The sequence below is a fragment of the Rhodopila globiformis genome, from assembly GCF_002937115.1.
Classification (GTDB): Bacteria; Pseudomonadota; Alphaproteobacteria; order Acetobacterales; family Acetobacteraceae; genus Rhodopila; species Rhodopila globiformis.
The window spans coordinates 1-12185 of the sequence record NZ_NHRY01000217.1 but is presented as its reverse complement, the minus strand read 5'-3'; the positions used below and the strand labels follow the sequence as shown (position 1 = coordinate 12185).

Sequence of the window (12185 nt, the reverse complement as noted above, 5' to 3'; positions counted from 1 at the left end):
GCAGAGCACGCAGAGAAGGGGCCGGGCGGCCTGTGGTCGCGAGTCCTGGCCTTGTCGCCGTGACCGGCGGATCAGCGGCAAGGTGCCCGGAAGCCGGTTCCTGCAACGCCGCCATGCCTCCGCTCTCGACAGGATGACCGGCCTGCCGGCGAAAGACAAACCCATCCGGCTCTGCCAGGCGTGCGCTTCTGTTATCGTTGCAAACCGGTTGCCCGGCCACCGGATGACGCCGCCGGCAAGCAAGCGGTCCGGCGAAAGCAACCGCGGCCACACGCGACGCCCGCGCTGCATCCGCACACCGTTCCGGCCTCGCTTCGTTTGTTCACGAAATGCGGCGCAGGCCACCTGTCACGCGATTTGCCGCTTTCTGGCCACACCTGTCCCCCAGCTTTGCCGAATTGGGAGACGACATACTCCGCGTCTGCACAGGGACGGGTTCATCATGAGATTTTTTCGAATCTATGGCCGGGTGCTCGGCCTGCTTGGCCGTGACATCCGGGTCGCGGGGTTTCTCGCCTTCGCCAACCTGATCGTCGCCGGGCTGCAGTTCCTCGATCCGGTCCTGTTCGGCCGGGTCGTCAACCTGCTGACCCACTCCGACACCATGGCGCCGGCCACGGTGTGGCACCAGGCGGTGGTGCTGCTCGGCATCTGGGTCGCGGTCGGCCTCGGCGGCATCGTCAGCAACATTTTCGTTGCGGTACGGACCGAGCGGCTGGCCCACAAGCACCGCATCAACTCCATGGGGAAATACTTCCAGCACGTCCTGGCGATGCCGCTGTCGTTCCACGGCGACACGCATTCCGGCCGGCTGATCAAGTCGATGCTGGCCGGCACCGACGGGCTGTTCGCCACCTGGCTGGTTTTCTTCCGCGACCAGCTGTCCACTATCATCGCTGCCGCCGTCCTGTTGCCGCTGACCCTGTTCCTGAACTGGCGCCTCGCCCTGGTGCTGATCGTGCTGGTGGGCGTCTTCCTGCTGCTCAACGCCATCGTCGTGCGCAAGACCGAGACGGCGCAGCGCCGGATCGAGGGCCTGAACACCTCGCTCGCCGGCACCGCGCAGGACGCCCTGACCAACGTCATGGTGGTGCAGTCCTTCACCCGCCTGTCCGCCGAGGGCCGGCTGTTCGGCGACATCGCCGATCAGGTGATCCGCCACCAGTTCCCGGTGCTGAACTGGTGGGCACTGGTCAACGTCATGACCCGCGCCTCCAGCACCCTCGCCGTCATCAGCATCGTCATGGTCGGCACCTGGCTGCACCTGCAGGGCATGGCCAGCGTGGGTGAGATCGTCAGCTTCATGGGCTTCGCCATGCTGCTGATCGGGCGGCTGGAAACCGCTTCGTCCTTCGTCTCGTCGCTGTTCTTCAAGCTGCCGGCCCTGGAGGAGTTCTTCCGCATCCTCGACGCCCGCAGCAGCGTGCCGGAGAAGGACAACGCCCGCACCCTGTGGGCGCCGCGCGGCGAGGTCCGCTTCGAGGACGTCTCCTTCGCCTATCCGAACGGCGGCACCACGGTGCTGAACAACGTCAGCTTCGACGCCCAGCCCGGCGCCACCATCGCCCTGGTCGGCCACACCGGCGCCGGCAAGACCACGGCGATGTCCCTGCTGCAGCGCCTGTGGGACCCGACCGAGGGCCGCATCACCGTCGATCACCAGGACCTGCGCGACGTTACGCTGGACAGCCTGCGCTCCAACATCGGCATGGTGTTCCAGGAGAGCCTGCTGTTCAACCGCACGATCCGCGACAACCTGCTGGTCGGCCGCCCCGACGCCACCGACGAGGATCTGGAGCGGGCCTGCCGCATGGCCGACGCGCACGAGTTCATCATCCGCCAGCCGCAGGGCTACGACACCATGATCGGCGAGCGCGGCACCACGCTGTCCGGCGGCCAGCGGCAGCGCCTGGCGATTGCCCGCGCCCTGCTGAAGGACCCGCCGATCCTGATTTTGGACGAGGCGACCAGCGCGCTGGACGCCGCCACCGAGGCGAAGGTCAGCCGCGCGCTGAAGGCGCTGATGGCCGGGCGCACGACCTTCATCATCGCCCACCGCCTGTCCACGGTGCGCGACGCCGATGAAATACTTGTGTTCGACCAGGGGCGGATCGTCGAGCAGGGCGACTTCAACAGCCTGCTGGCCCGGGGCGGGCGGTTCGCCGAATTGGTGCACACGCAATTAGCCTCGGCGGTGCCGCAACTGGTGGCGGCGGAGTGATAGGAGGTCGAGGACGTGTGACTGTGCGCCGCAGCATCAAACGGTCATAATATGTCGGGGCTCGTTGCCTCACAGTAAAAGATCGGATAGATACGTATGCTGCGGCTCGCCCTGTTCTTCCTGGTTGTTTCGATTGTGGCGGCGGTGTTCGGCTTCGGCGGCATCGCCGCCGCGTCTGCTGACATCGCCCGCATCCTGTTCTTCGTCACGATCGTGATCTTCGTCGTGCTGCTGGTGGTCGGCCTGATGGCGGGGAGTACTCTCTGGTAGCATTTTTGCTGCGGCGCACACCTGCAATTTGCTTTCCGGCAAGTGACCGGCGCATGATGTGCCCTTTATAAAGTGGCGGATGCGCGGTCCGGAACTTTGATTTCCGCTGATAGCAGCAGCAGAACACGGCAACCGGACCGGATGCCCGCCGGATTGGAGAAGGGGCAGTTTCATGTCGGTCGCAGCCATCCTCAAGCACAAGGGCTACCAGGTTTTCACCGTTGACCCGACGGAACCGGTTTCCGGCATCGTGCAGATCCTGTCGGAGCATCGCATCGGTGCCGTTCTGGTCGTGGACGCGGCCGAGCAGATGCTGGGCATCGTCAGCGAGCGGGACGTCGTCCGCTGCCTGGCCGCGAACGGCAACCGCACCCTGGACATGACCGCCGGGCAGCTGATGACCCGGGCGCTGCATGTCGCGCATCCGGAATCCACCGTGGCCGAGGTCATGCAAATGATGACCGCCGGGCGGTTCCGCCATCTGCCGGTGGTGGACCATGACGCGCTCGTCGGCCTGATCAGCATCGGCGACGTGGTCAAGGCCCGCATCATGGAGCAGGACATGGCGGTGGACAGCCTGAAGGCATACGTAGCGGGCTCGGCCTAGAGCGGCCGGACGGCGGCTGGGCCCAAGGCAGGCGGCGTCCGGCCGTAGCGGCCACCCGCGTGGTCACCGCCCCCGGCCGGGTTTCCGGGGAGAGGGTCCGGGGGTGGCGGTTCACCACGGATTCCGCGGATGCACCTACCGGGTCAACCGGCCAGCGATACCGGCGCGCCAACGACCATGAACGTGCCGTTTCGCCAACGGCCGGGCGGGGCAAGGTCTTCTCCCTATCGTCATGGCCGGGCGTGTCCCGGCCATCCACCCCCCGCCGTCGAAGCGCAGGTGGCCGGGAGACGCCCGGCCATGACGATAGGGCGACAACCATGCCCTGTTCCCCCTGAAGTTAGTGCTTATGCAGGCAAGCCGGGCCGTGACGATCAGGGAAAGGCCGCGACAGCGCCAGTTGTCGCGGCGGCATTCCCGCCCTATCTCATTGACAATTCTATGACCACCGCTGCGATCCCCCCTGGTGCGAAGGTTCGCGTCGTCGGCGACGTGCACGGCGATGCCGCCGCGTTCGCCTACGCCGTTGCAACCGAGCGCTTCATCGTCCAGCTCGGCGACCTGGTGGACCACGGGCCGGACAGCGCCCGGGCGATGCGGATGATGTTCGACCTGGTCGAGAGCGGCCGCGGCCTGTTCATCCTCGGCAACCACGACCTGAAGCTGGCGCGGGTGCTGGCGGGCGAGCACGTGCGCTCCGAGCCGATGGTCCAGGCGACGATCGCGCAGATGGACGACCGCCTGAAGGAACGGGCGACGCGCCTGATCGCCGCCGCCCCGGCCTGGGTTCTGTACAAGTCCGCCCTGTTCGTGCATGGCGGGTTCCACACCCTGATGCTGGAGCAGCAGCCGCCGGAACACGGGCTGCAGCGCCCGCACGGGGCGGTGGCGCGGGCCCTGTATGGTGAGCCGACGGGCCGTATGCAGCACGACGGCTACCCCGAGCGCAGCCTGCGCTGGGTCGACCGCATCCCCGCCGGTCTGACAGTCTATTGCGGCCACGACCGCCGCAGCGCCGACGGGCGGCCCTATGTCCGGCACGGCGCGCTGGGCGGCAAGGCGGTGTTCCTCGACACCGGCGCCGGCAAGGGCGGCCACCTGTCCTGGATCGACCTGCCCTGAGGCGGGAAAGGACAGCCGTCCTCTTGCGTCCGGCCCGTTTGGCCGATCCTAATGGACGCTGACTGATCGGGGGAATTGTCGATGAAGCCGCGGCTGGTGCTGGCTTGCCTGACGACGACGAACGTGGTGGCCCGCGCCCGCGCGGAATTCGACGCCATCATCTGCTCCGGCCCGGACGACATGACCGTGCCCGAGGCCACCGCCGCCGCCACCGCGCACCGTGCCGACGGCATCCTGTTCGCCAACACCCTGCCGCTGACCGAAGCCGCCATCGCCGGGCTGCCGGACAGCGTCCGCGTGCTTGCCACCAGCAGCGTCGGCTACGACCACGTCGACGTCGCCGCCGCGCGGGCGCGCGGCATCATGGTGACCAACACGCCCGGCGTGCTGGACGAGTGCACGGCGGACCACGCCATGATGCTGCTGCTCGCGGCGGCGCGGCGGGGGATTGAATACGACCGCATTATGCGCCAGGGCTGGCGCTACCGCATCGGCCAGGGCGACCTGCTGGGCGTGCGCGTCACCGGCAAGCGCGTCGGCATCCTGGGGATGGGCCGCATCGGCCGCGCCTTCGCCCGGCGGGCACGCGGTTTTGATATGCAGGTGCTCTACCACGGCCGCTCCCGCCTGCCGCCGGAACTGGAGCAGGGCGCGACGTATTTCGCCGACTTCCACGCCATGCTGCCGCACTGCGACTTCCTGTCGATCCACGCGCCGGGCGGCCCCGCCACCGACCGCATGGTCGATGCCCGCGCCCTGTCGCTGCTGCCCGAGGGCGCGGTGCTGGTGAACGTCGCCCGCGGCTCGCTGGTGGATGAGGACGCGCTGCTGGCGGCGCTGCGGAGTGGCCGGCTGTTCGCCGCGGGGCTGGACGTGTTCCGGGACGAGCCGGATTTCGACCTGCGCTTCGCCGCCCTGGACAACGTGGTGCTGTCGCCGCACATCGGCAGCGCCACGCGTGAGACGCGGGATGCCATGGGCTTCCGCGCCCTGGACAACATCGCCGCCGTGCTGGCCAACCGGCCAGCGATCGACCCGCTGTGGAGGGACTGACATGGCGAAACCCGTTCTGTTCGTGACCAGGCGCCTGCCGCCGTCGATCGAGGCCCAGGCGGCGCGGGACTTTTCCGCCCGGCTGACGCCGTCGGACGTCCCGATCGCCGACGTGCTGGCCGGGGCAGCCGGCGCCGACGCCATCCTGTGCTGTCCCGGCGACGCCATGGACGCGGCACTGATCGCCGCACTGCCGGACAGCGTGAAGGTCATCGGCACCTTCAGCGTCGGCTACGATCACGTCGACCTCGACGCCGCGCGGTCACGCGGCATCCGGGTGTGCAATACGCCGGACGTGCTGAGTGTCGCCACCGCCGAATGCGCCATGCTGCTGATCCTGGCGGCGGCGCGGCGGGCCGGCGAGGGCGAGCGGATGGTGCGGTCCGGCGCCTGGCAGGGCTGGGCGCCGACGCAACTGCTCGGCACGCAGGTGTCCGGGCGGCGGCTCGGCATCTTCGGCATGGGCCGCATCGGCCGCGAGCTCGCCCGCATGGCGCGCGGCTTCGAGATGGAAGTGCACTACCGCGACGTCGCCCGCCTGCCGCCGGAGCTGGAGCACGACGCGATCTTCCACGACAACGACGACAGCTTCCTGCCGATGTGCGAGGTGCTGTCGCTGAACGCGCCGGGCGGCGCCGGCACGCGCCACTGGTTGACCGGCGGCCGCATCGCGAAGCTGCCGCGGGGCGCGGTCGTGGTGAACGCCGCGCGCGGCTCCCTGGTCGATGACCAGGCGTTGGTCGCCGCGCTGCGCGAGGGGCACGTCGCCGCCGCCGGGCTGGACGTATACAATAACGAGCCGCACCTCGATCCCGCTTACCTGGGGCTGGAGAACGTCGTTCTGCTGCCGCACCTGGGCAGCGCGACACGGGAAACCCGCGACGCGATGGGGCGGATCGTGCTGGCCGGCATCGCCGCGGTGCTGGCCGGGCAGGCGCCGCGCAACCTTGTGGGCTGAGGGCGTGGCGCCGCGGCGGGGGGAGGCCAGCGGAGGCCGAGGCGTGGCGGACTGGGGGGCGGGACCTGGACATCAGGTCCGGCGGCGCGGTTGGTCCCTGTAGCATGGACTGGCGGGGCCGCGGGCGGGTGCGTCTCTGGCGGGGACAGCGTGGTTGATGGCGTATGTTTGCTCGCACAGAGAAGAACCGAGGGCCGTGGAGAGCCCCGGAGGATCAGGGGGACGCCGCGCGGTCCGGTGCTGACGCCGCCGTCATGGCGGATGTTGCGTCGTGCCGGGCAGCTTCATCGGCCTGGCCATGCAGCGCTCCTGGGACCGTCGTGCCTACGCATTCTTCCTTGATTTTCAACACGGAGAAGACGGAGGGTGCACGAAGCGCCACGGAGACGGGGCCTTGCCGGCTATTCGGGACCGGACGAACCGCTTCATTGGGCTGGCGATCAAAGCGTTTCGCAGCATCGGTGGCCCTGCCTGAAGCGGTTTATGCTTTGTACCTGACGCACGGCCTACGTCGTGTGATTGGCTCCTATGAAAATGCGGACCCGCAGGCGCGGTCGTCTCTCTATCGTCATGGCCGGGCGTGTCCCGGCCATCCACCCCCGCCGCCTGTGCGCAGATGGCCGGGGCACGCCCGGCCATGACGCTGGGGCAACGGACTCCTCGCCCATTTTCGGTCATCGCGGCGCCGGCGCGCCGGCTGGCTAACTCCGTGTTAAAATCGGGCGCCAACCCAGGCTCTGCCGCTGCCTTGACCTACCCGGGACGACACTGCCGCTCGTCGCAAGAACTCAAGGCGCCGGTGCGGCCGGAACGCCGGAGCGGCGCTCGGGTGGTACAGCCTGTCCCGTTCGGGCGCGTGCGTCCCGGAACGGTGGCGCACCGGTCGCGGATCGATGGTCATCGCCCGGGGCAGAGGTGGAGGCTGGTATCACGGGGCATGGCCGGGGGCATCGGCGGACCATGACGCGCCGGGCGGCAGATAGCCGGGCACCTGGTTGCCGCGTGCATAGATGCACCGCGAATACGCCAGGTCATAGCGCTGCTGCAGGCTGAGCTGCGCGGTCCGCGACACGCCGGCGCCACCCGCCGTGCCGCCCGCGGTCCCCAATCCGGTCCCCGGCAACGTGCCCATCGGCGCGCTTCCCGCCCCCATGGTGTTCGGCTGCTGCGCCCCGCCCTGCACCTGCCGCGAGGCGGCATCCCGGCATGCCGCCTCGTCGGTCCGGAACGTTTCGAACGGTTTGCCGGGGGGTGGCATCACCCCGACCGTCGGGCTCATGGGATGGGTCGCGCAGGCATCCAGCAGCAGCGGCGCCAGAACGGTGGCGGAAAGCATCAAGAAGCGCATGAAAGGCACTTCCACCTGTGGCAAGCGTTCCGAGCTTACCGGTTTACGCTTGCGCGTGGCAGCCCGTTTCACCGGCCGATGCGGTTCGCGCCGTTCCATCATCCGGCGTTGCCAGTGCCCCGGGGATCGCCGCCGGGGTTTCAGACCACCCAGGATTCGGCGCCCCGGCCGGTCAACTGCACGCCGCTCGCGGTGCCGCCGGCGGCATTCAGCGCCCGCACCACGGGAATCCGCCGCGCTGGCGGCACGAAGAACATCATGAACCCGCCGCCGCCGGCGCCCGAGACCTTGCCGCCGATGGCGCCATGCGCGAAGGCCAGATCGTACATTTCGGCAATCCGCCCGGTGCTGATGCCCGCGGCGGTGCGCTGCTTCGCCGCCCAGGATCGGTTCAGGATCGCCGCCATCCGCGCGATCTCGCCGCGCAGCAGCGCCTCCTTCATCGCGATCGCGTCGTGCTTGAGCTGGTGCAGGCTGTCGACGACCCCGGCATCCGCCCGGTGCTCCGCCGTCGCGGTCATGCCGCGCTGCTGCTCGGCGATGATCGCCTCCGACCGCCGCGACACGCCGGTGAAGCACACCACCAGCGAGGTCTGCAGCTCGTTCAGCACCGCCGGGGCGACCCGCAGCGGATTGACGATCACCCGATCGGCGGCATGGAACTCGATGAAATTGGTGCCGCCGAAGGTCGCCGCGTACTGGTCCTGCTTGCCGCCAGCCAGGCCCAGGTCGATGCGCTCGACCTCGAAGGCGAGGCGGGCGACGTCGTAGGGGCCGAGCGGCGCCGACAGCCACGCGGTGAACGCCTCCACCAGCGCCACCACCAGGGCGGATGACGATCCCAGCCCGGAGCCGGGCGGCGCATCGACGTACGACGTCACCCGGATCGCCGGCAGGACGCCGCCGCCAAACTGCGCCAGCATGCGCCGCGCCACGCCGGCATGCAGCCGCAGACGCGCCTCGGCCAGCGAGTCGAGGTTGGGGTGGAGACACTCCTCGAACTCCAGGTCCGGGGCCACGAAATGCGCCAGCCCGTCGGTCGAGGGCTCGATGAACGCATAGGCGTAGCGGTCGATCGTCGTGTTCAGCACGGCGCCGCCATGCTCGTCGCAATAGGGGCTGAGGTCGGTGCCGCCGCCGGCCAGGCCGAGGCGCAGCGGCACGCGGGAACGGACGGTTGCGGTATTGTGCCGCAAGTACCCCTCCTGTCATGAATTCATGGGTATTTATCCACTATTGGTTGTATAAATGAAAGAAGATTCCCTCCAGGGAATAAATATCCGGCGATGCCGGCGTCCGCCGCGGCGCGCATGTCCGACTCCTGGTCGCCGATCATCACCGCGCGGGCGGGATTTAGCTCCCAGGCGCGTATCAGGTCCAGCAGCATGCCGGGCCCGGGCTTCCTCCAGGGATGCGCCTGGCGATAGGCCGTGACGCTGCCTTCGGGATGGAACGGGCAGTAGCGCGCGTCGTCGATCGTGCCGCCGGCCAGGCGCGCCGTGTCGGCGATCCAGGCCAGCAGGCCGCGCACCGCGTCCTCATCATACAGGCCGCGGGCGACGCCGGACTGGTTGGTGACGATGAACACGTGCCAGCCGGCCTCGGTGGCATGGCGGATGGCGTCCAGCGCGCCATCGACCCATTCGAACCGGTCCGCCGAGCCGACATAGCCGTGGTCGATGTTCAGCACGCCGTCACGATCGAGAAACAACGCCCGGCGATGCAGCAGGGTCGGGATTTCCGTCTGCGCCCGCTGGTAGTCCTCGGGGATGCCGATGTCGCGGAAATAGCCGCTGCCCAGCGTGCCGCGCAGCCGGTTGCCACGCGCCAGTGCCGGCAGCACGTCGGCTTCCAGCGAGCATTGCGGGCTCAGGTGGTCCACCAGCGCCCGGCGGAACAGATAGACGCCACCGTTGATGATGCCCGGCGTCCCGGCGGGCGGGCGTTCCTGGAAAGCGCTGATGCGGTCCTGCTCCAGCGTCACCACGCCATAGCGCGAGGCGTCGTCCAGGCGGCGCAGCAGGATGCGGCCGACAGTATCCGCCGGATCGCGGGCGGCGTCGGCCAGCAGGGCGGCGAGGTTGCTGTCGAACAGCGAGTCGCCGTTGCACAGCAGGAATCGGTCATGCAGCCGATGGCGGGCGTGGAACACGGCGCCGCCGGTGCCGGCACGCACCGGCTCCTGCGACAGGGTGATGCGCACGTCGCCGGGCAGCCCGGCCTGGATGGCGGCGACGGCGTTCTCCACCGCGCCGGACAGGTGCCCGGTCAGCAGCAGGAACTCGGTCACGCCGTAGCGGACGAACTCGCGCAGCAGCCAGCCCAGGAACGGACGGTCGCCGCAGGGCAGCAGCGGCTTGGGCGTCGCGGCGGTCAGCGCGCCCAGGCGGGTGCCCAGGCCGCCGACGAGCACGGCGCACTGGGAAACGGTGGCAGTTGGCTGGCAGGTCATGCGACGCTTTCGGTTTCCGCCGCGGGCTCGCGGCCGGCCAGCACCTTGTCCACCCGCCGCCCGTCCATTTCCAGCACCTCGAAGCGCCAACCGCCGAACACGATGCGGTCGCCGACGCGCGGCACCCGCCGCAGCAGCGCCAGCAGCAGCCCGGCCAGGGTGTGGTAGCTGCCCTCGGCCGGCAGGTCGGGCAGGTCGAGCCGTGCCTTCAGTTCGTCCACCGGCGTCAGGCCGTCCAGGGTCAGCGTCGTCTCGCCCTCGGGCCCCGGCACGCCGTCCTTGTGATCCGTGGCCGAGCCGTCGCCGACGATCGCCTCCAGCACGTCGGCGGCGGTGACGACGCCTTCGAAGCTGCCGTATTCGTCCATCACCAGCGCGACGCCGAGCGGGTCCGACTTGAGCCGCTCCAGCGCATCCAGCGCGCTGACTGTGTCGGGGACGATCATCGGCTGGCGCAGGCTGGCGCCGACGGACAGCTCGGCGCCGGAGAGCAGGCGGTCGAGCAGGTCCTTGGCCTGCACCACCCCCACCACGTTGTCGATCGAGCGGTCGCACACGACGAAGCGGGAGTGCTGCGACGATTTCAGCGTCTCGACGATGATGTCCGCCGCGTCGGTGCGGTCGATCCAGGCGAGCTCGGTCCGCGGCGTCATGATCGCGCGCACCGGCTTGTCGGCCAGGCGGAGGACGCGCTCGATCATGTGGCGTTCCTCCAGTTCCAGCACGCCGGCCTGCGCGCCCTCGGCGACCAGGGCCTTCAGCTCCTCTTCCGTCACCGTCTGGCGCGGCGCCCGCTTCAGGCCGAACAGGCGCAGCACCAGGCTGGAGGACTTGCCCAGCAGCCAGACCACCGGGGCGGCGACCCGGGCGAGCCAGCCGATGGGCCGGGCGACACGCGCCGCCGTGGCTTCCGGCGCGCGCAGGGCAAGCTGCTTCGGCACCAGTTCGCCCAGCACCAGGGTCAGGTAGGTGGTGGTGAGCACCACGATCCCCAGTGCCAGGCTCTCCGCGAAGCGGGCGACGGGCGGGAACTGCTCCAGCCAGACCTGCAGATGCGCGGTGATGCGGGCACCGCCGAACACGCCGGTGAGTACGCTCACCAGGGTAATGCCGACCTGCACGGTGGGCAGGAAGCGCTGCGGATCGTCCGCGAGGGCGCGGGCGGCGGCGGCGCCCTTGACCCCCTTGCGCTCCAGCACCGCGAGCCGCGCCCGGCGGACGGACACCAGCGCCAGCTCGCTGAGCGCGAACAGGCCGTTGAGAATGATCAGCAGCAGGATAATGACGGCTTCGAGACCGAGGGTCATTGAGATTCCAGGCAGGCTTTCAGGCGGCGAAATCGGCGGCGCAGGCAACCACGGTCTGTCAACGCCTGTCCTTTGCCGGAGAAGATCAACGCGATTTGTCTCCCTGTAGCACAAGTCTCTGGTCTTCATGAGAGGGGTGTCGGCCTGCAAAGGCGGGAGGGAAGCGTGCCGACCATTGTTTCATTATTGAGCCTGCTCGGCCTGGTGCCGCTGCTGGTCCTGGCGTTCGGCGCGGTCGGCGCGGTGCCGTTCGTGGCGGACCGCATGCTGGTGGCGCTGGTCGATTACGCGGCGGTGATGCTGGCCTTCGCTGGCGGGTTGCAGTGGGGCGTGGGGCTGCTGTCGGGCGGCGGACGCTCGTCGCTGCGGCTGACCGCGGCGGTGCTGCCGGTGGCGACGGGCTGGATCGCGCTGGTGGTGGCGCAGTTCGTCTCGGCCTCCTCGGCGCTGGGGGTGCTGATCACCGGGTCCCTGGCCACCCTGCTGACGGAATACCAGGCGGCGCCGCGCGCGCCCGCGCTGCCGCCGGCGGTGTGGCTGCGCTGGGGCTTCTCCGGCGTGGTGGTGGCGATGCTGGCGCTGGTGCTGCTGCTACGCAGCGTTGACCATGCGTTAATATTTTAACAAGGAATTGTCTTTTTTTGTCGAAAGTAGTTTATTAGGGCGTGTCGTCAATTAAGCCAAACGACGGCGGCGGCGAGGTGGACCGCGGCGAGGAAGTTGCGGGCAGTCTTGTCATAGCGGGTTGCGATGGCACGGAACTGCTTGAGCCTGGCGAAGAAATTTTCGATCAGATGGCGCGCCTTGTAGAGGTCGCGGTCGTAGGTCCGCGGCGAGCGGCGATTGG

At 69.1% G+C, this 12185-nt stretch carries 13 protein-coding genes; 8 read left to right on the top strand and 5 right to left on the bottom strand.

Going from position 1 to position 12185, the window contains the following annotated elements:
* The first annotated feature begins 442 nt into the window (after positions 1 to 442).
* The 7 genes from CCS01_RS20370 (at position 443) to CCS01_RS33865 (ending at position 6706) form a co-directional block, all read left to right on the top strand.
* Positions 443 to 2221, top strand: a complete 1779-nt coding sequence (locus CCS01_RS20370; RefSeq protein ID WP_104520604.1) for a glucan ABC transporter ATP-binding protein/ permease — start codon at positions 443 to 445, stop codon at positions 2219 to 2221.
* Between the two features lie 96 nt (positions 2222 to 2317).
* Positions 2318 to 2491 carry a DUF1328 domain-containing protein gene (locus CCS01_RS20365; protein WP_104520603.1) on the top strand — a complete coding sequence of 58 codons (174 nt, stop codon included), beginning with the start codon at positions 2318 to 2320 and terminating at the stop codon, positions 2489 to 2491.
* Positions 2492 to 2663: 172 nt separating this feature from the next.
* Positions 2664 to 3098 carry a CBS domain-containing protein gene (locus CCS01_RS20360; protein ID WP_104520602.1) on the top strand — a complete coding sequence of 145 codons (435 nt, stop codon included), beginning with the start codon at positions 2664 to 2666 and terminating at the stop codon, positions 3096 to 3098.
* A 441-nt stretch (positions 3099 to 3539) separates the two neighbouring features.
* Complete coding sequence (locus CCS01_RS20355; protein ID WP_104520601.1) at positions 3540 to 4220, top strand: metallophosphoesterase; 681 nt, start codon at positions 3540 to 3542, stop codon at positions 4218 to 4220.
* An 81-nt stretch (positions 4221 to 4301) separates the two neighbouring features.
* The gene (locus CCS01_RS20350) at positions 4302 to 5273 is read left to right on the top strand and encodes a 2-hydroxyacid dehydrogenase (RefSeq protein WP_104520600.1); all 972 of its coding nucleotides are present in this window, start codon (positions 4302 to 4304) and stop codon (positions 5271 to 5273) included.
* 1 nt (position 5274) lies between these two features.
* Positions 5275 to 6231 (top strand): 2-hydroxyacid dehydrogenase, encoded by a 957-nt coding sequence (locus CCS01_RS20345; protein ID WP_104520599.1) that lies wholly within the window; start codon positions 5275 to 5277, stop codon positions 6229 to 6231.
* A gap of 271 nt (positions 6232 to 6502) precedes the next feature.
* Positions 6503 to 6706, top strand: a complete 204-nt coding sequence (locus CCS01_RS33865; RefSeq protein ID WP_158258512.1) for a hypothetical protein — start codon at positions 6503 to 6505, stop codon at positions 6704 to 6706.
* Between the two features lie 453 nt (positions 6707 to 7159).
* On the opposite strand, the gene CCS01_RS20340 is transcribed toward CCS01_RS33865, so the two are convergent.
* From CCS01_RS20340 to CCS01_RS20325, 4 genes are all read right to left on the bottom strand, one after another.
* Positions 7160 to 7579 carry a glycine zipper family protein gene (locus tag CCS01_RS20340; protein ID WP_146101866.1) on the bottom strand — a complete coding sequence of 140 codons (420 nt, stop codon included), beginning with the start codon at positions 7577 to 7579 and terminating at the stop codon, positions 7160 to 7162.
* A gap of 140 nt (positions 7580 to 7719) precedes the next feature.
* Entirely contained in the window at positions 7720 to 8775 is a 1056-nt protein-coding gene (locus tag CCS01_RS20335) for a GHMP family kinase ATP-binding protein (RefSeq protein WP_104520597.1), read from the bottom strand.
* Between the two features lie 20 nt (positions 8776 to 8795).
* Positions 8796 to 10031, bottom strand: coding sequence for an HAD-IIIA family hydrolase (locus CCS01_RS20330; RefSeq protein ID WP_104520596.1), 1236 nt, complete (start codon positions 10029 to 10031; stop codon positions 8796 to 8798).
* Positions 10028 to 11338 carry a hemolysin family protein gene (locus CCS01_RS20325; protein ID WP_104520595.1) on the bottom strand — a complete coding sequence of 437 codons (1311 nt, stop codon included), beginning with the start codon at positions 11336 to 11338 and terminating at the stop codon, positions 10028 to 10030. Before CCS01_RS20325 ends, CCS01_RS20330 begins: the two co-directional genes overlap by 4 nt.
* A gap of 165 nt (positions 11339 to 11503) precedes the next feature.
* Here CCS01_RS20325 and CCS01_RS20320 point away from each other — a divergent pair, with 165 nt between their 5' ends.
* Positions 11504 to 11962, top strand: coding sequence for a DUF3429 family protein (locus CCS01_RS20320; RefSeq protein WP_158258511.1), 459 nt, complete (start codon positions 11504 to 11506; stop codon positions 11960 to 11962).
* 47 nt (positions 11963 to 12009) lie between these two features.
* On the opposite strand, the gene CCS01_RS20315 is transcribed toward CCS01_RS20320, so the two are convergent.
* Positions 12010 to 12185: transposase (locus tag CCS01_RS20315; protein WP_146101497.1), on the bottom strand; the 176-nt coding region annotated here is incomplete at its 5' end.